We start from the raw sequence: 22239 nt of genomic DNA on the forward strand, positions 1-22239 counted from the left end.
AGAGACTAAATAGAGATTTAATGTATTGAATATAAAGGATAAAACAGTCATTCTCTTTGTGACTCTCTATTGTTCTCTTTGTAAGTCAGTACTGAGGCTGTAGTGGAGTCTACAAACTCTACTATCGAGTTTGAGGAGTCTATATTTAATTTTGCGCTCCACAAGGTCATTTGTTGCCATTGCGGACTCCACAAATGGCTCACAATACATCACGTCCTTCAGCCAGATTGATCAGCTTGGGAAAGCATAGTGTTGCGGGGCGTCGTCCGCTGCTAGGCTCCAGTTCCTGCAGAATACCGGCATCTCTTAACTGCCGTAGCAAGTTGGGAGCAGTTTTCTCATGGATACCGAAATCACGGTAAAGCTGGGCACTTAAGTCCGATGTTCTGAATATGGGCTTGCTGAAAATGGCATCCAGAAGATGAACCGTGTATTGCGAGCGCGTTGTCTCCTGAATAGCTTGTTTCATCTCATCATACAGCGAGCGGATCTGCTGTACTCGATGGCTGTTTTCTTCCGCCTGTTGGCTAACGCCCCGGAGGAAAAAAGCAATCCAGCCGTTCCAGTCCCTCTCGGCTGAAATTGCTTTCAGGCGCTCGTAGTATTCATCCCGGTTGTGCTCCAGGTACTCGGACAGGTAGAACATGGGCTGTGAGAGCGCCCGTTTCTGATACAAAAATAAAGGGATCAGTATTCGACCAATACGGCCATTACCGTCCTTGAAGGGGTGCAACAGTTCAAACTGAGCATGGACGACGGCCGTCTGGATGAGAAAGTCGATATCATCACTGTCCAGGTAGTGCTCCCAAACCGACAGATAATCAGGCAGTTGTACCGGGTTTGGGGGGACAAAAGTTGCGTTTTCGATTGTGCATCCGGCCCGGCCAATCCAGTTCTGGTCCTTGCGAAATTCGCCTGGTGTTTTATCCTGTCCGCGAACACTGTCCATCAGAATGCGATGCAGTTCACGGATAAAGCCCAGACGGATCGGGTAAGACTCCAAATACTCACGGGCGGCAAAGAGGGCAGTGCGGTAATTAGATATCTCCTGAATATCCTTGTATTTCTCGCCCTCCTTGATCAGACCTGCTTCCTGCTCCAGTACTTCATCCACGGTTGCCTGGGTGCCTTCAATTTTTGATGACAGCACCGCCTCCTGAGTGGTCAGCGGGGAGAGCATGACGGCAGGGTTTGGAATGCCTTGCAGCAACCCATCATAACGCGCCAAAGCGGCATTGGCCTGACCAACCAAGGGTAACAGCAGGCGGAAATCCAGTTCGGCAATGGGGAGGGTATCTGGCACATAGGGCTGCATGGCGAGGCTCCATTAAATCGCTTTGACTTCTGTGGTGGGTGACAGTTGACGGAAGACCTGCTCCACATTGATCTTCACGGCATCGGACTCAAAGCCGTTATCACGGAAGACCACACGTAGCGGCTCAGATTTGGCCAGCTCTTTGACCAGTGCTTCGCTGACGCCCTGATCGAAACAGGCGACCAATGCGTTCTCATCGACGAAGAAGACGGTTTTGCCCTGGATGGTTTCACGGCGGATCGGCAGTGTCAGATCAACGCCCCAGTCCACCAGTACCTGGAACAGCAGGTCTTCGGCTGTACGGTCCGGTTTGACGTTATCAACAGCGTCCAGCAGGTCGGTCTGAGATATCTCATCTGGGCGGTAATACACGTCTTTCATGTTGGATGAGTCAATCTTTAGGAACCTGAATCCAATGTCTTTATCCCAGCTTTCACTAGATCCTGTTTCGATTGCTTCAATGCCAGCCTGTCTGACTCTATCTAGGCACATATCAGATATAGTTTTATTATCTGAAGCAGGCTCAGGAAGCTGTACGGAAATCCACTTCCTGTTTCCTCCATCGTTAGAGTTCTTTCTCATTACCGCATGAGCAGTTGAGCCTGAGCCTGCGAAAAAGTCTAAGATAATTGCGTTCTCGTCAGGAGATGTTGCGATATCTAACATTCTCTCAATGAGTTTTACGGGCTTTGGTGTTATAAATATCTGATCCCCAGACGATGCATTTAGCAGTTTCCTTAAGTCCTGTTTAGCGTTACGTGTGCTACCAACTTCTTTCCATGACCAGTATGTCTGGGGAATTACTCCATCTCGTACTTCTGACAAGAATTTTTTAATTCCCGGTCTATTATCACCAGACGTTCCCCACCAGATTCTGTTATCAGCAGATAGTTCATCAAATTTTTCTTGCGAAATTCTCCAGTAGCTACCTGCGGGTGGGCCGCTAATTAATTTTCCTGATGGAGTTGTAATCGGATAAACACCCTTGCTGTAAAAGTTTCGAGCAGCCAAGTCGCCTAGAAGCCAAGGTCCGCGAGGGTCGTTGTCAGGATTTTGGTAACGCTCTATCATTTTTCCACTTCGTGGCAATAGTCGAGGGCGCCATTTTTCTGAGTTCTTGGCATATAGCAATATATAATCGTGATCTTCACTTAAATATTTTGCTGAGTTTTTTGGACTATCCATTTTGTGCCATATGATTGAAGCGATAAAATTATCAGATCCGAATACCTCATCGCATAGACTTCTCAAGTTGTTTATTTCACAGTCATCTATGCTTATGAATATAACTCCATCATCTGATAAGACGTTTTTAGCCAAGCGAAGTCTTGGCATCATCATCGATAGCCAGTCAGAGTGAAAGCGTCCATTAGATTCAGTATTCGCTAATAAACGATTTCCTATGTCATCTTTTTGATTTGATCGGACTAAAAAATCTTCTGATTTTTCAGAGAAGTCATCATCATAAATAAAATCTTTTCCTGTATTGTACGGCGGATCAATGTAGATCATTTTGACTTTGCCGAGATAGCTTTCCTGGAGAAGCTTTAGCGCCTCGAGGTTATCGCCTTCGATGAACAAGTTTTGCGTTGTATCGAAAGCTAAACTTTCGTCGACAACTGGACGCAAAGTTTTAGCAGTAGGGGCATTGGCTAAAAAAAGCGCCTCCCGCTTACCTGGCCAGTCCAACCGGTAACGCTCTTTCGGTCCCTCAACAATATAGTCACTGAGTTCTTGCTTGAGCTGATCAAAGTCCACAGCCAGACGCAGTTCGCCGGTGGTGTTATCCCGTGCTTCGGTTACGCAGCCGGGGAAAAGGTCGCGGATTTTGGCGATATTGTCCTGACTCAGGTCAGGGCTATGCATCTTCAACTTATCCATGGTTTGTCTCTAACACTCAGTGGTTCATGGTGGTGGGCTGACCGGCTTGCAGCCGCGCCAACTGTTGTTTGGCTTCACGCAGCGCGCTGTTGATGGCTACGCGCTTGTTAAAGTGCTTCTCACGCTTTAAACGGGTGTGCATGCGGTCGATCTCTTTCTGTTTGGCGTCAATGGCTTCTGCAAAGGCAATGCGCTGTTCCAGCGAAAGGTCCGCTTGTGCCGCTCTATTCGGTGTGTCTGGATCGATACCCGCCTGGTCTAATAGGGTGTAGCGTGCAGCCGTATCCTGAATACCTTCTACCGGCGGACTTTCTGCCGAAGTGGTACTGGCTGATACCAGCGGTGTCAGCAACTGTTCGTAAAGCACTGACAGGTTCAACGCCAAAGGTAACGGCTCCCGTGGGGCTGTGTCCGGCTGCCATTCGCTCTCAAAATAACGGCCCACTACCCAACGGGTGGTGTCCGCTTCATGACACCGCTTGTAGGCGGCCACCAGCTTGATTTGGTCGTGGTAGCATACCTCAAACAGAATCGGGAAGGGGATAGCCTTGTCGATTGCCTGCAGGACCCTGTGATCCAATTGAGACGATTTCTGCGAGACCTGAAATACCTGGATCTCGCTGATCGCCTCCGTTGATGGGACGTTTATGGTTTCAGGTGCCAGCTTGTAGCCCCAGGTGATCTGCTCGACTTGCTGGACGAACAGATTCTTGAGGGCGGTATCGGCATTGGTGTGCTCATAGATCTTCCGCTTGTGGACCACGCTGCCAACGTGGGCCTGCTTGGGGAAATTGAGCAGGGCGAAACTGGTTCCGTTCATGAGGCTGCCGTTTCGCTCTCGGCCGCAGAAGAAAGCTCTATTTCGACTTCAGAGATCAGCTGTTTGCCCATCGCTTTTTCAATCAGCTTTGACAGCTGGCGTCGGCGATCTTCGATGAACTCTTCGAAGTTGTCGGCCCGTAGCAGGGCTGGTGACAGCGCATGGCTGGCAAGCAATGCGTCCATCTCTTGATCGGCAAGGCCAACCTGCTTTTCAGATTGAATTTTGCCCACATACTGTGAAGGAGCATCGCCACCGATTTTCCGGTTGGCTTTGTAGGAGATCGGTGTTTTGTTCAGCAGTGTGTCATAGCGATCTCTGGATATGCCTTGTGCCTCACACCATGCACGCGGGAAGATATGATGAATATCCAGCGCGACCTCATGGGTATCCAGCTCCTGGATACCGGCCTTCCAGAACCAGTCTTTGGCACCTTCTCGCAGTACCAGGATATTGATGCCCTTGTATGCTGCACTCAAGCGGGATCGTAGCGTATTAAAGCGTTCGGGGTGGAAGTTAGCGTCGCGCACAGTTCGTGGCACAGCTTCATCGTTCTCGAACCAAACCAGGAGCTCTTCATAATCATTGGCAATGCGTGTTTCGACAGCGCCGCCATACAGTTCGCCCAGCACACCACACCAGTACCAGCGAGAGAGCTTTTCGTAAATCTTCGGCTCAAGCCAGCGCTCTGCAAGCCGGGCAAGTACGGCAGCAAGTGGGACTAGCTGAGTGCTGTAGGGGAGCTCTTTACGCCCATAAAAGCATTCTTTGCGTAAAAAACGCCCCGCTAATTTGAATCCCGTTTCCAGTGGCGCAGCCCAGGTATGCCATGCTGATAACGGCAGTTGCAGTACATCCGCACGTTTGGCGCTAACAGGACGCACCTGTTTACCCGTTTTGCCTGCGGCAAGATCGGTCTTGCGCTGTTCGTGGGTGTGCAGCAGGCTGACGGCTTGCAGGAATTCGGTCGCTTCAATTCCTTTGAGCAGTTCGTCTTTTTCAATTTTGGCTTTACGTGATTCGACATTTCTCTGACGTGAGCCAAACCAGTCATCGCGCAAGTTGTAGCCATCGGCAGCGTAGCTGGCTGTAATCAACTCGAATACTGACAGGGATACCCCGCCCGTGTTGACCTTCTCGAATACTAGGCAGACAGCTTCTTTGGTGGTCTCTTTTTTCAGAAGAATGACCGGTAACTGGTAGTTACGGAAGGGCGTCAGTACCAGGTTGCGAAAGTCCATGTACGTTCCAAAATGTTCAGGTGCAACCTTGTGTAGCGTGGCTTCCCAGTCATCCGACACCATAATCTGGCTGCATGGGAAGCAAAGTTGTTGGCATTCCAACTCCCTTGTCGATAGGTCCAGTTCAACATCCCGGCCGAAGTTTGTTCGGCGTTGCCGGTTTTCATCCACGGCAATGATGGCTTCATCAAGTGCCAGAGGGTTGTCCAGCGCCTTCTTGATATCGAAATAGTAATAGCGCTTGATCGACTTGCCCTTGGAGGTACGTGTATTAACGAAGCTGTTGGAAGCAAGTGCCTGGGACAAGGTGGTCAGGCGCTGCTGTCCGTCAAGGATCAGCTTTTCAGGCTGCTGGTCCTTCGGTATGCCTGATTCAGCACCTTCCACGGGCCTTGTCTGAAAGCGCACGTCACCACCGGTTTCAAGCAACATTACTGCCCCAATAGGGAATGAACGGGCAATGCTTACCAATAGATCGCGGATGTGGTCGTCGTCCCAGACCCAACCGCGCTGAAAGTCGGGCAGCTGAATTTTCCCTTCACGAATGTCACGCAGCAGGTCACGTAGCGAAGACTTGGTGCTGTCGAATGTAGTCATGCGAACTCCTTTTACACTTCAATGTTGTCTGCTGCAGTTGGTTCGATCACCAGGAAGGCAATCAGCTCAAAGTCATCCAGCCCTTTGATGGTGGTGGTCAGTGCTGTGGTGCGCCCGCCACTGAACAGGCTGTCGATATCACTTTCTTCTTTTACTTCGATCATGGAGTGAATCGCTTCACTCAACAGCTCGGAGTAGGCATCCATGTGACGACCGTCTTGGGTGCGGTCGTTGAAGGTGCGACACACTGACTGAATCGGCTCGGGTTTGCCTTTGCAACTGGAGCGGATCAGGTCCAGTAAGCGTTTAACTTCAGTATGATCTGCAACTACCTTACCGTCTTCCGCGATGTAGGCCAGATAGTAAGGGTGCAGGCGATTCTGCTGGTTGATGTTGACGCCGTCATGGATGTTTCTCAGGGAGAAGATGACACCGGGCTCTAAACCACGTTCCGGCTGCGCGGGTACTACGGCATGCAGGCCATGAGGAACAGAATCCAGATCGCCATGCTCCTTGACGTAATTAAGCAGGTCCATGCGGAAGTCATTCAGGCCCAGGTCGGTGATGGATATACCGGCTTTGACGTCTTCCAGCTCGATGACTTCATCTTGCAGGCGCTTGAGCTGTTCCTTGCGGTACGCAATATCGCTGGATTTGGCGGTGAGTACGTTGTCATCCCCGGTTGCGGTAATGTCGGAGATCACCATGCGATTTTCGACGCGCTCCTTGAGGTTGATGTACTCATCCAGGGTGATATCGGGCCAGTAATTGACCAGTTGGATCTGGCTGTTGGGTGAGCCTATGCGGTCAATCCGGCCAAAGCGTTGAATGATCCGCACCGGGTTCCAGTGGATGTCGTAGTTGATCAGGTAGTCACAGTCCTGCAGGTTCTGGCCTTCGGAGATGCAGTCGGTACCAATCAGGATATCCAGCTCTGCAGTCTCATTGGGCAAGGCAATGGCCTTCTCCTTGGAGCGAGGGGAGAACAGTGTCAGCAGGCTTTGATAGTCATAGGCCTTCTTCAGCGTGGATTTGGGTGCGTCTGAGCCGGTGACTTTGCCAACATTCAGGCCAAGTTGGTGTGCCAGCGGGACCAAGTTGTCGTACAGGTAGTGGGCGGTGTCGGCAAAGGCGGTAAAGATCAGTACCTTCCGATTGCCGGGATTGATGGGTTGTTCGATTTTACGGCGAATCAGCTCCAGGAGGTGCTGAAGCTTGGCGTCGTCTTCAGGGGTGATCTTGTTGATGCTCTCCTGCAGGGCCTCAATCAACACCAAATCAGCTGACAACTCATGCCGCCAGGATGGCAGATCCATATCAGCCAGGCTGATTTTGATCTTCTTGCCAACGGTGAAGTCGTTAAGGCCGGACAAATCTTCATCATCCGGGTCGAAACCGCTGAAATCAGCCAGGTCGTCGCTGATATCGTCGCTAAGGCCGTTTTGTCCGAATGCGTCTATTGCCTCCAGTGTTCGCTGAATATTGCCCTGAAGGACGCCCAGCGTCTTCCTGAAGGCATATATGGAGCTTTCCAGACGCTTGAGGAGGTTGGTTGTCATCAGCGCCTGCAAGCTACGCTCACGGTCGGCCTGTTTCAGTTTGCCTTTGCCGCCTTCAACCTGGGTGTCGTACATCTCCTCATATTTACGCAATCGGCTTGGCAGTATGTAGCTGATCGGCGCATAGACCGCCAGTTTGAGCAGTGACAGTTGCCCGAAGATGGTATTCAGATCCGAAACATCGTCACGACTGGTAATTGGACAATGGAATGACAGGGGTTTGCGGCGCTCAGGAAATTGGCCGATATCGCTGGTGTCGTAGAACGTCTGGATATGCTTGCGCGATCGGGCGATAGTTACGGCGTCCAGCAGCTCGAAAAAATCGAAGTCCAGAGCCTTCAGGATAGACGCAGCGGTGCGCTCTTCCGGTGGTAGGGCAGACCACTCGTTGAATGCCTTTTGTGCCCGGCGGAAGATCTCTTCCACGCTGGTGTTTATTTTGAGGTGTTGCCCCAGTGCATCCGATTCGCCCTCATAGGCCAGTGCCAGCTGGTTACGCAGATCGGTAAAGCGGTTGTTCACGGGTGTTGCAGACAGCATCAGGACCTTGGTTTTGACACCGGCCTGAATCACCTTGCGCATCAGCTTCTGGTAGCGGGTTTCCCGGTCACGGTACACATCGTTGTTGCGGAAGTTGTGCGACTCATCGATGACGACAAGGTCGTAATTGCCCCAGTTTACGCGGTTAAGCGGGATGCCGAAGGATTCGCCTGAGGTTCGCGTGAGATCGGTATGGCAGAGCACGTCATAGTTGAACCGGTCCTTGGCGAAGATATTGGTGGTCAGGTTGCTGTTGTAGTTGCGCCAGTTGTCCGCCAGTTTCTTTGGACACAGGACCAGTACAGCACGGTTGCGCAGCTCGTAATACTTGATAACCGCCAGTGCTGTGAACGTCTTTCCCAGGCCAACGCTGTCGGCCAGAATGCAGCCGTTATGAGTTTCCAGCTTGTTGATGATGCCGGTGGCAGCATCCCTTTGATAGTTGAACAGCTTGTTCCAAACCAGAGTGTCCCGGTAGCCAGTTAGATCCTTGGGAAGTACATCTTCGTCAACGTCTTCCAGGAAGTCACGAAAGATGTTGTAGAGCATGGTGAAGTAGATCCGCTCTGGCGAGTTCTCTTGGTAGACAGATTCGATATGATCACAAATCGCGGTGGTTACATCCTGAACCTTGTTCGGATCTGACCAAATTTGGTTGAACAGCTGCAGGTACATTTTAGCATGTGCCGGGTCATCCATTCGGTTTACGAAATTGGAGACAGCATCACTTTGCTGATAGCCTAGATCGACAGCGGTGAAGCCGTTAACAGGCATGTAGGCGCTGCCTTTGCCTTGATGTTCAACATGCACGAAGGGCTGCATGGAGGCCTTGGTTTTGTTGGAACGGAAGCTGGCTTTCTTGCGTATCCAGGCAGCGCACTCCCGCGCCACTGCACGCTGGGTGAGCTTGTTACGCAGCTGAATTTCGAACTCAGTGCCGTAGAGTCCGGTTTCCCGTTGAATTTTGGGGATAAAAAACTCGCGGCGCTCTTTCTTCATGCGGTCCGTGACTTCGTTGGGAACGAAGGTGGGCGCGGTGAAAATGAACTCCAGGCTGTCAATGTTTGTAAGCTCGGTTTTCAGGGCTTCAAAGGCATAGATGGAGAAGCAGGAGGCCGCAATTTTCAGCCTGGAGCCCGGCGTGACGGTTTCCTTCAGGTCGTCACCGAGCAAGCGGTTGATGTTGTCGATCATCTCCAAAATCGGCCCTCCTGTGGGCATGCCAGCCTGGGTGTTTACACGTCAACAGTGGAAGGCCCTGCTTCCCTAGAATCATTTATGAACAGCTCTGTTTGTCCTGTTCTTGGGTTTCAGTCTGCTGGTGGGCCTCAGCCTCATCAATCGCTTGGGTCGAACCTTTGTCCTCCACTGCAGTGGATAGGATAGCCCGGACTTCGGCTTCCATGCTGCGTCCGTTGTGCGCTGCTTGGATACGCAGTGCCCGATGAATCTCGTCAGGCAGATTACGGACGGTCAACATCGCCATCATGAATGTCCTCTGGTGCATACAATGCATGCAGTTTAGGGTGTGCTCGGGCTTGAGGCAAGATTTAACTTACAGTTTTGTAAGCACTTCCCGGATGTTCTTGATGTGAGCATCAAGATTTTTCACCATGGTTTGTATGTTGATTTTTTGGGATACTCGAGGACGATAATCTGTTTTTTTAGATTGACACTGTCCCTGTGTCAGGGTTGTGATCTCAGTGATCCTCCTGTTTTTATAGGGTTTCATAGTTTTTCTAAACGTCTGAGAGCAACCTTCCAAGGTAGGCGGCTACCTGCTTGTCACCTGCCCATACTTGATTTGGAAGTCCATGATGCGGAGTCCGGTGAGCTGGCAAAACACCTCATCGAACGGGCTCTCATCCGCGAGGGGTGCTGACATAACCCGCCGGTGTTGCACTCAGATAATGGTGCACCGATGACGTCTTATACCCTGCGTACCCGCTTAGCTGAATTAGGGATGTTGATGTCGCATAGCCGCCCACGGGTGAGTAACGACAACCCTTACTCTGAGTCACTCTTTAAAACGGTCAAATACTGTCCGCAATGGCCATCAAACGGCTTTGCTTCGTTGCAAGCTGTACGCGAATGGATGTTCTGTGTATGTATATCAAGATCTCTCTATAGCTTTTGTGTAGTGGTTTTTAGAGGTCAATCTCGCTGTTTGTTCTGTAACTCTTGGCCGGAGCTAGTCCTTTCCGTCGCGTTTGCTTTGGTTCTTGAATGCATCTTTGAAGGCATCTGCCATAGATGAATTGCCGCCTCGCTTCGCTTTGCCTTTTGATATTGCCTCTGCTCTCTGTGAAGGGGTCAGAAATCTTTTTATGCACTGTATAGGGTGGCTTTCGATCTTACTTACTGAACTGAATTTAGCTTCTGTAATACTACGAGAGAATTTCTCGGTGCTTTGTGAACTTTTGGTATAGTGAAGAAATGTTGATTCTCTTGATTTGATCAGGCCATCCATAAATTCTTTATGTTCTGTATTGGTTAGATCAAAGATGAAGAAAAGCTCACCCTCCTCAGAGTGCCCTATTAAGAGAGCAAGGCTTCCATCGTCATTGGGCATTTGCAACTTAAGCTGTTTCAGTTCGTAAGAATCGGTATGAGCTGGCACTACCTTCCCAAGAATTACACCGTCTAATGTTTTCTCAGAGATTCCTGACTGAATCGAGACAGTTAGTTGATTTTTTTCTTGTCTTTGCTGGATGAGGGCGTCTTTGACGCTCTCTAAACCAATATGAAGTTTCTTACGTGTTGGAAGTGTAATTCGCACAGAAAATAGTAAGCCTTCAGACTGGCAGGTGACTTCGAAGTTGCCCAAGCTGTCCCGGTCGCTCACTCTGGTTACTTTTGCAGGTATCCATCCGTGATCTCTCCAGGATGGTGTATGAGGCATTATATTTTCAGTTACTGTTTGTTTTTCTCTGTTGAATAACGTGGGTGCTACAGTATTGAAATACCCGTTATCAGTGCAAGGATGCTTTGGCCAAGGGGGACCAAGTTCGTCAAAGTAGACCTTGGCTCCGTTAGAATGCTCATAATAGAAAATTTCTGCTCCGCACACAGGGCACTTGGCATTAGGGTTCACGTATGCGGCTGATGACCGGAAGTGCTCTTTGGCCAGCCAGCTGGTTGGCTGCTTTTTTCCGGGTTTGTGTAAGCGTTGATATGTGCGCGCGGACTGGTACTCGTGCTGAACCTCCATGGGCACAACGCGGCCGTTTATGTACCTAAAAATCAGCACAGATAGTTTCTCCCTTAACGAATGACATATCTAGCTGGGTAATCCTACACCTGATGAACCTCTGAGAGCGAGTTGTAGATATCTTTAGTCATCATCGTTTGTGCTTATCACCAATGTATAGACCAGGAGCAGGGCGGTCAACATTGGTTTCTGGGTTGTAGGTGAGTCCAATACCCCATTCTTTGATTGCGATATTGAAGAGATGACCCAGTAGCGCTAACTCCAAACGAACCGTATTACTTGAGCAGGCTTTGGGTTTGCCGTCCTTATCAAGACGATCATGGCCAGACAATCGTTGGTCACGATACTTTGCAATAAGTTATGGAGTGATTGCTGCTAAGGAGTATTTGCCGGAGTAAGCTTTGAGTGGTGGTACCCTGGTTAATTCAGCTTTTTGAGTCCGCTCGCGCTTCTTGGAAGATATTTCTTTGATATAACGATCAAGGGCGTCACTGAAAAGCATTCGCTCGGCAGGGGCGCGTTGAATATAAACGCCACAAACCATTTCATCTTCAGTACGTCGTGCCCAATCTTCGGCATCGCGTTTTGTTCTGAAGGTTTTTACAGTCGTTGGGAAGCCTTTTTTGCGGATGAGGGCTTTCCAGGTTTTGGACTCTGTTCTGACAATTATAGCCATGCTATTTCCTCACTTTCCTTGTACCTGACTGTACCGTTGCACTTTGTCAGTGTACCGAAATTGTACCGTTTGGAAATCCGTGAGGTCATCAGGCGTAGCGGAAAATACTTATCAATCCTTAATGCGCTGATTTTTAAGTATTTTTTAAGCTTGAAATGGTGGGCCCACCAGGACTTGAACCTGGGACCAACGGATTATGAGTCCGCTGCTCTGACCGACTGAGCTATAGGCCCTGAAAAACGAGCGCCAATGATACCGGTTCGTATGCATTGGCGCAATAACTGCTAAGAGATTGAATTTACTCGTCGAGGAAGCCACGCAGATGGTCAGAACGGCTGGGGTGGCGCAGCTTGCGCAGGGCCTTGGCTTCGATCTGACGGATACGTTCACGGGTGACGTCGAACTGTTTGCCGACTTCTTCCAGAGTGTGATCAGTGTTCATATCGATACCAAAGCGCATCCGCAGTACTTTGGCTTCACGCGCTGTGAGGCCAGAGAGTACGCTGCGGGTTGCTTCACGCAGGCCTTCGCCTGTGGCGGTATCGACGGGTGAGGTCATGACCACGTCTTCAATGAAGTCGCCCAGGCTGGAGTCTTCGTCATCGCCGATCGGAGTTTCCATGGAGATCGGCTCTTTAGCGATTTTCAGCACCTTGCGGATCTTGTCTTCTGGCATCTCCATCTTCTCGGCCAGTTCTTCAGGTGTGGGTTCACGTCCCATTTCCTGCAGCATCTGACGAGAGATACGGTTGAGCTTGTTGATCGTTTCGATCATGTGGACCGGAATACGGATCGTGCGTGCCTGGTCAGCAATCGAGCGGGTGATCGCCTGACGTATCCACCAGGTTGCATAGGTCGAGAACTTGTAGCCGCGACGGTATTCGAACTTGTCGACTGCTTTCATCAAGCCGATGTTGCCTTCCTGGATCAGGTCGAGGAATTGCAGGCCGCGGTTGGTGTATTTCTTGGCAATAGAGATAACCAGACGCAGGTTGGCTTCAACCATTTCTTTTTTCGCACGGCGGGCACGGGCTTCACCGATGGACAGGCGACGGTTCACATCTTTGATTTCGGCCAGCGAGATACCGACTTCTGTTTCTATCTGAATCAGGCGGCGCTGGGCGCGTTTCAGGTCGCCAAGGTTCTGGGTGATTTTGTCAGCCCAGGATTGTTTGCCGGATGCCAGGGTGTCAAACCAGTCTGGATTGGTTTCGTTGCCCGGGAATCCCTGAATGAAATCTTTACGAGGCATGCCTGCACGCTGTGTACAGATACGCATGATGGTACGCTCTTGCGTACGCACTTTTTCAATGTACTCGCGAATACGATTGACCAGCAGGTCGTAAAAGCGTGGTGACAGTTTGATCGGAGCGAAAGCAATGCTCAGCTCTTCCAGTGCCAGTTTGGCTGCCTTGCTGTCCTGGCCTTCTGTGGCAATAGCTTGCTGATAGGCGGTCAGGCAGTCACGGATCAGACCGAAACGCTGACGTGCTTCTTCAGGATCTGGACCACGATCTTTTTCGTCGTCACTGCTGTCTGAATCGTCATCATCTTCATCGTCGTCATCATCTGAATCGCTATCGCTGTCGTCATCTTCGTCCAGATCTTCGATATCGATTTCATCTTCAGGTACCGGTGCGTCCGGATCGATGTAACCACTGAAGATATCGCTCAGGCGGCCTTCTTCCTGCAGTGTAGCGTCGTAGGCTGCAAGAATGGCATCGACACTGCCGGGGAAGTAGGACAGGGCCATCATCACTTCACGAATGCCTTCTTCGATACGCTTGGCGATTTCGATTTCACCTTCGCGTGTCAGCAGTTCGACAGTGCCCATTTCACGCATGTACATGCGTACGGGGTCGGTGGTGCGGCCTGCATCGGATTCAACGGCAGCCAGGGCGGCAACGGCTTCTTCATCCGCTTCGTCGGCTGAGTCACCTTCCGTCATCAGCAGTGTTTCTGCATCCGGCGCCTCTTCGGACACGCTAATGCCCATGTCGTTGATCATGCGGATGATATCTTCAACCTGATCTGGGTCGGCGATATCCTCGGGCAGGTGGTCATTGACCTCAGCGTAAGTGAGATAACCCTGTTCCTTGCCGCGCGCGATGAGTTCTTTCAGACGAGACTGCTGTTGGGAAGTATCTGACATAGAGCCCCTGCGATGAATGCTGATGTGAGTGATGGGTGGAAAAAGAAGCGCAACATTATAGCCGTTTCAGGTCTGGCTGAACAGATTCAGCATGCTAATTCCTGTAATACTGTATAAAAATAGAGCATAAACCGGTAATTGCCAAACCTGTATCAGGTTTTTTCACGGCCTGAGAGCAGGAGTTGCTGCAGCAATTTCTTCTCTGCGTCTGTTAATGGGGACTGTCGCTGTTTTTTCAAGAGGCGATCCAGCTGGTTTTCGGTTTGACGGCTGGAAAGTTTTTTCAGCGCATCGCGTAGCTCGGTTAATGGATCGGCTGTATCGGGTATGGGTTCCAGGTGTGCGATCTCATTCAGGATCATTAAGTAGGCTGAGCGCTGTGGATCATGCTGCCAGTCCACCAGCAGGGTACCGAGCGAATTGTCTGGATGCTGGCGCAGGTAGCTGAGCAGTTCGATCAGCAGATCGATGTTGGATTCCTGCAGGTGTCCCAGCGTATCCGGGTCATCGAGTTCACGTGCCAGTTCGGGACGGTGCAGCAGGATGGAGATAATTCGGTTTACCAGGCTGATGGTACGGCTCTGCGTGCTGCGCCGGGCAGGCGTCCGTGCGGCGGCTGTTTTATATTCTGTATCGATGTAGGTGGGTGGTTCGTCCAGCTGGCTGAGTTCGGGGTAGGCGTCATAGGGTGCTTCGGCCAGGTCATCGGTGTAGCTGGTTTCCGGTGCGGCTGCAGGTGTGGCGGTTGCCGCTGGCTGACTGATCTGGTGCAGATTCACCAGGCTGTTGAGCTGGTCAATGCTCAGGCCAGTCATTTCACTGATGCGCTCAAGCATCATCTGCTGCAGCAGCCCGGGTTTCATCTCGCGAATAGGGGGGAGTGCGCTGGCCGCAAGGCGTGCGCGGTCATCCATGCTGTCCAGTTGGCTGTCGGCTGTCAGGCTGTTGAAAAAGAAGGTCGACAGAGGTGTAGCTGTCAGGATGCGTTGTTCAAAGGCGGGTTGGCCTTCCTTGCGGATCAGGCTGTCCGGATCTTCCCCTTCGGGCAGGAACAGAAAACGTACTGATTTGCCGTCTTCCAGAATCGGCATGGCAATTTCCAGTGCTCGTTGTGCCGCTTTGCGGCCAGCCTGGTCGCCGTCAAAGCAGAAAATCAGCTCGGGTACCAGCTTGAACAGCCGGGTGAGGTGCTGTTCTGTGGTGGCGGTACCGAGTGTGGCGACAGCCCATTGAATGCCGTGCTGCGCCAGGCCGACAACATCCATGTAGCCCTCAACGATCAGCAGTCGGTCCAGCTGTCGGTTGTGCTGTCGGGCTTCATAAAGCCCATAGAGTTCTCGGCTTTTATGAAATGTGTCGGTTTCCGGTGAGTTCAGATATTTGGGTTTCTCATCGGTGAGAACGCGTCCACCGAACGCGATCACCCGGCCACGCATATCCCGTATCGGAAACATGATGCGGTCGCGGAAGCGGTCGTAGTGGCGGTTTTTTTCCGTGTTGTGGATGACCATGCCCGCTTTTTCGAGTGCTTCAGCTGCGTTTGGCAGTGCTTTGAAGTGCTGTAGCAGGTTGTCCCAGCCTGGTGGCGCGTACCCGATCAGAAAGCGTGCGGCGATGTCGCTGGAGAGGCCGCGTTGCTTGAGATAGTTAACGGCCTTGTCGCGACTGTCGGACTGACGCAGTTGTTGACGATAAAACTGACAGGCCTGGTCGAGCAGGGATATCTGTTGCTTGACTTGTTGCTCGCGCTCAATCTGTTGGGGATGTTGTTCTTCTCGTGGTATGTCGACACCGGCCAGTCGTGCCAGCTCTTCGATGGCCTCCGGAAAAGACAGGCGTTCATATTCCATCAGAAAGCCGAGCGCATTGCCGCCGGCACCGCAGCCAAAGCAGTAATAAAATTGTTTGTCCGGACTGACGGTAAAAGAGGGTGAATTTTCTTTGTGGAACGGACAGAGGCCGGAGTAGTTTTTGCCGCTGCGCTTCAGTTTGACGCGGCTTTCCACCACATCAGTAATATTGATACGGGCCAGCAGGTCATCAATAAAATATTGCGGAATACGCCCTGCCATGAACTCTCCAGAGTCAGTTGTTTCCGCTGGTGATGATCACCTGTGTATTAGAAGCGGGCTTTAACCCGAGCGGATACCTGTCCCATCTCCGCGCGTCCCTGGACGCGGGGTTTGACCAGTGCCATGACCTGGCCCATCTGCTGCATGCTGTTGGCGCCTGTTGCCTGCATGGCTTCGTCGATAATCTTTTCAATTTCATCATCACTGAGAGGTTGCGGCAAGAAAGTTTTAATCACCTCCAGCTCTTGCTGCTCCTTATCGGCCAGTTCTGGGCGCTCAGCCGCCAGATACTGGGTAATCGAATCGCGTCGTTGTTTGGCCATCTTGTCGAGTGCCACCAGTACGCGTGCATCATCCAGCTCGATACGTTCATCAACCTCAATGCGATTCAGATCAGACAGGATCAGACGTATAGTGCCAAGTCGTACCTTGTCTTTGGCACGCATGGCGTCTTTCATCTGGGCTGTGATCTGTTGCTTCAGGTCTGACATTGCTTTCTCTGTCACTTGAACACTGGAGATTCCGATTACGTGTTACGGCTCGTTAAACGTATTGATCAGTACAGACGGACGCGACGAGAAGTATCACGAGATACTTTTTTAGCGTGACGCTTAACGGCTGCAGCTGCTTTGCGCTTACGAACAGTAGTTGGCTTTTCGTAGTGCTCACGACGACGTACTTCAGCCAGGACACCTGCTTTTTCACAAGAACGCTTGAAGCGACGCAGAGCAACGTCAAACGGCTCGTTGTCTTTTACTTTTACTGCTGGCATAGATGCTCCTTCAGTAGTGGGTTATAAGAAATGCCTTGATCGGGACCCTTAAAACAATCGGGGGTTTTTGACCAAGGTGCAAAATTTTACTGATTGACAAGTGGGAAGTAAAGCCGGGAATAGGTGAAATTGTGTGCGGATTTGGCGATAATGCCTCTTTTTCATCCCTCTGTCAGGTTCTGTACCTGAAGAAAGTGCAAATGGGCTAGATCGATGCGAGTGCTGGGTATTGAAACCTCATGTGATGAAACCGGTGTGGCAATTTATGACAGTGAACAAGGGTTGCTGGCAGATGCGCTCTACAGTCAGGTTGCCATGCATACTGAATACGGGGGCGTTGTCCCTGAACTGGCATCGCGTGACCATGTACGCAAGCTGTTACCGCTGATTCGGGAAGTGCTGTCTACCGCGAATCTGACACTGGCCGATCTCGATGCTGTTGCCTATACCGCAGGTCCCGGATTGATCGGTGCCTTGATGGTGGGTGCGTCTACCGGACGCGCGTTGGCGCTGGGTCTGGGGATTCCGGCAATTGCCGTGCATCATATGGAAGGTCATCTGCTGGCACCGATGCTGGAAGAGCGCCCCCCCGCATTTCCGTTTGTTGCGCTGCTGGTGTCTGGTGGGCACACCCAGTTGGTACGGGTCGATGCAATTGGTGAGTATCAGTTGCTGGGCGAGTCGCTGGATGATGCTGCCGGCGAAGCGTTTGACAAGGCCGCTAAAATGTTGGGGCTGGAGTATCCCGGCGGACCATTGATTGCCCGCCTGGCAGAGCAGGGAGATCGCAGTCGTTTTCGTTTTCCACGACCTATGACGGATCGGCCCGGACTGGATTTTAGCTTCTCTGGATTGAAAACGTTTACCTTGAATACGGCTGACAGCTGTCGTGACGCAGCCGGAAAAATTGATCCACAGACCATGGCCGATATTGCCGCGGCCTTTGAAGATGCCGTGGTCGATACCCTGGCAATTAAATGCCGTCGTGCATTACGTGAGACCGGCCTTAAACAGCTGATTATTGCCGGTGGTGTCAGTGCTAATCGACGTCTGCGGGCACGTCTTGAAGAGATGGTCGCCGCTGAAAAGTCGCATTTGTATTACGCTCGCCCCGCATTTTGTACAGACAACGGTGCCATGATTGCTTATGCAGGTTGTCAGCGCTTATTGGCAGGTCAGCAAAGTGATCTCACTATTCTGGCCCGGCCGCGGTGGCCGATGGAAGCCTTGCCGCCACTGTCTTGAATCAGAAGCGGCTTTCCTGGCCTTGAAACAGACGCAGCAGGTTTAGCCGGTGTCGGGCAATCAGCAGCAGGGCAATCAGGGCAAGCGGACTGAGCAGCTCAGGTGTCAGCCACCAAGCCAGTAGGGGGGTGATGAGTGCCATCACCACCGATGCCAGAGAGGCGATTCGGGTGGTGCCAGCCAGTATCAGCCAGCAACTGAGCTGTATTAACAGTAGTGGCCAGCTGAGCAACAGCATGCAACCAAAAAAGGTGGCAATGCCCTTGCCACCACGGTAGGCCCCAAACATTGGGAACAGATGCCCCAGTACCGCTGCCAGAGCGCAGAGCCCGGTAATCCCCGGGGGTTGATCAGTAATGATCGCCAGAGAAACGGCCAGCGCGCCTTTGCCGGAGTCTCCCAGAAAGGTGAGAGCGGCAGCGACCGGATTGCCGATTCTGAGTACGTTGGTGGCGCCTGGGTTACCTGAGCCTTGTTGACGAGGGTCGGCGATCCCCATAGAGTTGCACACCAGCAGCGCCGTCGGCACAGAACCCAGCAGATAAGCAAGGCTGATCAGGGCAGGTTCCAGTAAACTGTCGGTTAGCATGGGCTGGCTCACAGTTTTTAGAGGTAAGTGATGGATATAGTGTACATTCGTGGGTTGCAGGTGGAAACGGTTATCGGCATCTACGACTGGGAACGAACAATTCGCCAGACTCTGTGTGTGGATCTGGAGATGGCAACCGATATACGCGCCGCTGCGCGTGGAGATGATATCGAACGGACCCTGAACTATAAGGCGATTTCAGATCGTCTGATTGAGTTTATCAGCGACAGTGAATTTCTGTTGCTGGAAGCTCTGGCTGAGGAAATTGCGACGCTGTTGATGGACGAGTTTTCGATTCCCTGGTTGCGCCTTAAGCTGGGTAAGCCAGGTGCTGTACCACAGGCGCAGGATGTGGGTGTGGTCATTGAGCGTGGTGAGGCGTTCTGATGGCCGAGGTGCTGCTGAGCTTAGGCAGTAATCTGGAGCGGGAACGCTATATCCTGTCGGCACTGGATACTCTGGCTACACATTTTGGTGAGCTGGCCCTGTCGTCTGTCTATGAAAGTGAATCGGTCGGCTTCGACGGCAGCCCCTTCTATAATATGGTGGTCGGTATTCACACTGATTTGAGTGTCGGTGAATTGTCGCGTGTGCTGAAGCAGATCGAAGATGACAATGGTCGGCAGCGCAACGGCCCACGATTCTGCTCACGTACACTGGATATCGATATTCTCACCTACGATGATCTGACCGGGGTGGTTGACGGTGTCATGCTGCCTCGCGATGAAGTGGACAAAAATGCTTTTGTGCTGTGGCCATTGGCAGAATTAAAGCCAGATGCGTTACATCCTTTGCGACAGATCAGTTATTCCCGCCTCTGGGCAGACTATAATCAGAATCAGAAGCTTTGGCCGGTAGATTTTTATTGGCAAGGTCGACAGATTTCTGTCTCCGCACCCAAGTCGGATTGACTTGTGTGACGTATCCACATATTTTCGAAGGGAATTGACAGCATCATAATGAGAGTTTGAGTTGAGCCGTATCATTCACTTCGTAAAAACGCTTCCCGGATTTGTCTTTGGAGCAATTCTGGCAGTCGCCTTGGCCGTTTTTTTTGCCATCACACTGGCGGCTTCACTGCTGTATGAGAATGTCATCAACCGCCAGGCTCAGCAAACCTCAGAAGCCATCGCCAATCATACGTTCAGCACCATGTTCATGATTATGAGTCAGGGCTGGACACGTGAAGAGATGGAGGCTTTTGTTGATGCGACTCAATCAGCCTATGAAAACAGCCCGTTTGAAATTGCCCTCTACCGTGGTGACAAGGTGCGTGTGCTCTATGGTGAGGTGTCGCAGCGTCAGCCCGATGAAGCAGTACAGCGTTCGCTGGAGGGTGCGGGTATACAGGTAATCGAAGAGGATCGCCACATACGGCGTCTCTACCCGGTGGAAGCACGTGCAGAATGTCTCAGTTGCCATGCCAATGCCAGTGTCGGTGATGTGTTGGGTGTGATTGCCTTGCAGCAGAACAAACAGGCGATCAGTTCTGAGTTGCGACGTGATCATGTGGTGCTGTTTATTCTGTTTGCGATCTTTACCTTCTTTATTGCAACACTGATATCGGCGTTTGCATCACGACGGATCAACGATTCTGTGGAACAGTTTGGTAATCGTCTGAAGTCTGTGAATACGGTGACTGATTTCAGGCAACTAGATGTCAGTGATGTGGACTTCTATTTTCAGGAGTTCAATAACACCTTCGGTCAGATCAATATTCTGATGGAGCGTCTGAAAGATGTTGCCGTCGACAAGGATATTCTCGAGTTTGAAATTCGCCTGTTGAGCAAGTTCATCATTACTTCTGAAGTGGTGAAGGACTGGCGTGACTTCATTAAAGACCTGCTGGTGGACATCAATACCATTATCAAGGCGCATACCCTGGTGACCATTTTTCAGGTGGAAGAGGAGGGGTATGAGCTGGAGGTTTTTTGGTATCAGGATGTTTGTGAAAACACTCAGGTACAGTTTGAAGCAGTTGTGACGCGTCAGTTGGGCAGTAATACACATTACCATAGCGGTGTGCCGATTCTGAAAATTGTGCATCATATCGCCTGTCCGAATACTACTGATGATGCGAAGAAGTTAAGTCTGAGTGCCCACGATATTGAACTGCAAACCAAATCGCTGCTACTTGAAACGCCCAAAATTGGTGGAGTGGTGGGTATTGGTGTGCAGTCTGAAATGGCCAAGGATCCGATCCGTCACATAGTCATCGACAGTATTCTGACCACTTTGTTGAACCTGGTGGGTTCGGTCAAAGCGATTTACAAGTACACCAAAGACCTGGAGTACTATGCAACCCGTGATCCACTGACCGCTCTGCATAATCAGCGTATGTTCCGGGAACTGCTGGGATATGAAGTCGGGCGCTCCACGCGCCATAATGAAGAGTTCAGCCTGCTGATGCTGGATCTGGATAACTTCAAAACCGTCAATGACCGCTATGGCCATGCGTTTGGTGATCAGTTCCTGCATGCCTTTGCCAAGGTGCTGGAAAACGCGGTACGTCCCGGTGATTTTGTATCGCGCTATGGCGGGGATGAGTTCACCATTATTCTGCCGGAGACGGGTGAAGAGCAGGCGCATACGGTAGCGCAGCGGATCGCCAGGCTGCTGGAGAAGCTGGCACTGACTGCGCCGGATGGCACCAGTGTGCGTGCAACAACCTCAATCGGAATCGCCATCTATCCGCGCCATGCTGATGATCCCCGAGATCTGTTCGTGGTGGCGGATAACATGATGTACAAGGCCAAGCGCAAAGGGAAAAACCAGATTGCCATTCCGGACGAGCACGAGATGGCTGAGGTGTTCAAGGCTGTGGGTGAGAAAAACCTGATGGTCCTGAATGCGCTGGAGGAACAGCGGATTTTGCCTTATTTCCAGCCGATTGTGTCTCTGGAAACAGGTGAGGTGCTGATTCATGAGTTGCTGATGCGTATCGATCTGGGTGACCGGATTGTACCCGCTGGCGAGTTTATTGATATCGCCGAATCTATCGGGGTGGTGCATAAAATGGACTACCTGTTGATCGAAAAGGCGTTCAAGCAGATGCATGAACAGGGCTACGAGGGCATGCTGTTCGTGAATCTGTCGCCTAAATCACTGATCATTGGTGAGTTCATTTCACGTGTCCGACAGTTGGCGCTGGAGTATTCGATTGAACCGCGACGTATTGTGTTTGAGCTGACTGAGCGTGAGACGGTGAGTAACATGGCATTGCTGGAGCGCTTCGTGCAGGATCTGAAGCTGGAAGGCTTTAATTTTGCCATAGATGACTTTGGCTCGGGCTACTCCTCTTTCCACTATATCAAACACTTCCCGATAGATGTCATCAAGATTGAGGGTGAGTTTATCCGTAACATGCTCACCGATGACAAGGATATGGCATTCGTAAAAAGTATTGTCACGCTGGCGCACAGCCTGGGTATTCAAACAGTTGCCGAGTTCGTTGAAGATCAGGCGGTGATGGATGCTATTCGGGCGCTGGGGATTGATTACGGGCAGGGTTACTTCATTGGTCGTCCTTCTTCCCGTTTGATGCTAGCTGCAGCTCAGTAACAGGCGTG

At 51.2% G+C, this 22239-nt stretch carries 17 protein-coding genes, 1 tRNA gene and 1 pseudogene; 5 read left to right on the forward strand and 14 right to left on the reverse strand.

Annotated elements, in window-relative coordinates; genetic code table 11:
* Positions 1 to 199: 199 nt before the first annotated feature.
* The 6 genes from ADINL_RS06175 to ADINL_RS16350 form a co-directional block, all read right to left on the reverse strand.
* The gene (locus ADINL_RS06175; RefSeq protein WP_036544923.1) at positions 200 to 1315 is read right to left on the reverse strand and encodes a Fic family protein; all 1116 of its coding nucleotides are present in this window, start codon (positions 1313 to 1315) and stop codon (positions 200 to 202) included.
* A 12-nt stretch (positions 1316 to 1327) separates the two neighbouring features.
* Positions 1328 to 3196, reverse strand: coding sequence for a site-specific DNA-methyltransferase (locus ADINL_RS06180; RefSeq protein ID WP_036544924.1), 1869 nt, complete (start codon positions 3194 to 3196; stop codon positions 1328 to 1330).
* Positions 3197 to 3212: 16 nt separating this feature from the next.
* The gene (locus ADINL_RS06185; RefSeq protein WP_036544926.1) at positions 3213 to 4016 is read right to left on the reverse strand and encodes a DUF4391 domain-containing protein; all 804 of its coding nucleotides are present in this window, start codon (positions 4014 to 4016) and stop codon (positions 3213 to 3215) included.
* A complete protein-coding gene (locus tag ADINL_RS06190; protein ID WP_036544928.1) occupies positions 4013 to 5854 on the reverse strand; it encodes a GmrSD restriction endonuclease domain-containing protein in 1842 nt (613 codons plus the stop codon). The genes ADINL_RS06185 and ADINL_RS06190 overlap by 4 nt, the downstream gene beginning before the upstream one ends.
* 11 nt (positions 5855 to 5865) lie before the next feature.
* Positions 5866 to 9147, reverse strand: coding sequence for a helicase-related protein (locus tag ADINL_RS06195; protein ID WP_204368209.1), 3282 nt, complete (start codon positions 9145 to 9147; stop codon positions 5866 to 5868).
* 82 nt (positions 9148 to 9229) lie between these two features.
* Complete coding sequence (locus ADINL_RS16350) at positions 9230 to 9439, reverse strand: FitA-like ribbon-helix-helix domain-containing protein (RefSeq protein ID WP_152547620.1); 210 nt, start codon at positions 9437 to 9439, stop codon at positions 9230 to 9232.
* A 309-nt stretch (positions 9440 to 9748) separates the two neighbouring features.
* Here ADINL_RS16350 and ADINL_RS16640 point away from each other — a divergent pair.
* Positions 9749 to 10051: pseudogene (locus ADINL_RS16640) on the forward strand (IS3 family transposase); the annotation flags it as partial.
* A 93-nt stretch (positions 10052 to 10144) separates the two neighbouring features.
* On the opposite strand, the gene ADINL_RS06205 reads toward ADINL_RS16640, so the two are convergent.
* The 7 genes from ADINL_RS06205 to rpsU all read right to left on the reverse strand — a co-directional run bounded on the left by ADINL_RS06205 (position 10145) and on the right by rpsU (position 16836).
* Positions 10145 to 11203 (reverse strand): hypothetical protein, encoded by a 1059-nt coding sequence (locus ADINL_RS06205; RefSeq protein ID WP_036544934.1) that lies wholly within the window; start codon positions 11201 to 11203, stop codon positions 10145 to 10147.
* Positions 11204 to 11522: 319 nt separating this feature from the next.
* Complete coding sequence (locus ADINL_RS15925; RefSeq protein ID WP_051632602.1) at positions 11523 to 11840, reverse strand: hypothetical protein; 318 nt, start codon at positions 11838 to 11840, stop codon at positions 11523 to 11525.
* A 156-nt stretch (positions 11841 to 11996) separates the two neighbouring features.
* Positions 11997 to 12073 (reverse strand) — tRNA-Ile (locus tag ADINL_RS06215).
* 65 nt (positions 12074 to 12138) lie between these two features.
* Positions 12139 to 13992, reverse strand: a complete 1854-nt coding sequence (gene rpoD, locus ADINL_RS06220; RefSeq protein ID WP_036544936.1) for an RNA polymerase sigma factor RpoD — start codon at positions 13990 to 13992, stop codon at positions 12139 to 12141.
* Positions 13993 to 14144: 152 nt separating this feature from the next.
* On the reverse strand, positions 14145 to 16064 hold the full coding sequence (gene dnaG, locus ADINL_RS06225) for a DNA primase (RefSeq protein ID WP_036544939.1): 1920 nt from the start codon (positions 16062 to 16064) through the stop codon (positions 14145 to 14147).
* 47 nt (positions 16065 to 16111) lie between these two features.
* Positions 16112 to 16555, reverse strand: a complete 444-nt coding sequence (locus tag ADINL_RS06230) for a GatB/YqeY domain-containing protein (protein WP_036544940.1) — start codon at positions 16553 to 16555, stop codon at positions 16112 to 16114.
* A 65-nt stretch (positions 16556 to 16620) separates the two neighbouring features.
* Positions 16621 to 16836, reverse strand: coding sequence for a 30S ribosomal protein S21 (gene rpsU, locus ADINL_RS06235; RefSeq protein WP_036544942.1), 216 nt, complete (start codon positions 16834 to 16836; stop codon positions 16621 to 16623).
* A gap of 213 nt (positions 16837 to 17049) precedes the next feature.
* Here rpsU and tsaD point away from each other — a divergent pair, with 213 nt between their 5' ends.
* Positions 17050 to 18081 (forward strand): tRNA (adenosine(37)-N6)-threonylcarbamoyltransferase complex transferase subunit TsaD, encoded by a 1032-nt coding sequence (tsaD, locus tag ADINL_RS06240; RefSeq protein WP_036544944.1) that lies wholly within the window; start codon positions 17050 to 17052, stop codon positions 18079 to 18081.
* Between the two features lies 1 nt (position 18082).
* On the opposite strand, the gene plsY is transcribed toward tsaD, so the two are convergent.
* Positions 18083 to 18670 carry a glycerol-3-phosphate 1-O-acyltransferase PlsY gene (gene plsY / locus ADINL_RS06245; RefSeq protein WP_036544946.1) on the reverse strand — a complete coding sequence of 196 codons (588 nt, stop codon included), beginning with the start codon at positions 18668 to 18670 and terminating at the stop codon, positions 18083 to 18085.
* Between the two features lie 30 nt (positions 18671 to 18700).
* On the opposite strand from plsY, the gene folB reads away from it, so the two are divergent.
* The 3 genes from folB to ADINL_RS06260 all read left to right on the forward strand — a co-directional run bounded on the left by folB (position 18701) and on the right by ADINL_RS06260 (position 22231).
* Positions 18701 to 19057: a dihydroneopterin aldolase gene (folB, locus tag ADINL_RS06250; protein ID WP_036544949.1), complete on the forward strand. Its 357-nt coding sequence runs from the start codon at positions 18701 to 18703 to the stop codon at positions 19055 to 19057.
* The gene (gene folK, locus ADINL_RS06255) at positions 19057 to 19581 is read left to right on the forward strand and encodes a 2-amino-4-hydroxy-6-hydroxymethyldihydropteridine diphosphokinase (protein WP_036544952.1); all 525 of its coding nucleotides are present in this window, start codon (positions 19057 to 19059) and stop codon (positions 19579 to 19581) included. The genes folB and folK overlap by 1 nt, the downstream gene beginning before the upstream one ends.
* A gap of 61 nt (positions 19582 to 19642) precedes the next feature.
* A complete protein-coding gene (locus ADINL_RS06260; RefSeq protein WP_051632603.1) occupies positions 19643 to 22231 on the forward strand; it encodes a putative bifunctional diguanylate cyclase/phosphodiesterase in 2589 nt (862 codons plus the stop codon).
* The last annotated feature ends 8 nt before the right edge of the window (positions 22232 to 22239 follow it).

The sequence above is a fragment of the Nitrincola lacisaponensis genome, from assembly GCF_000691225.1.
In the GTDB taxonomy this organism is placed as follows: Bacteria; Pseudomonadota; Gammaproteobacteria; order Pseudomonadales; family Balneatricaceae; genus Nitrincola; species Nitrincola lacisaponensis.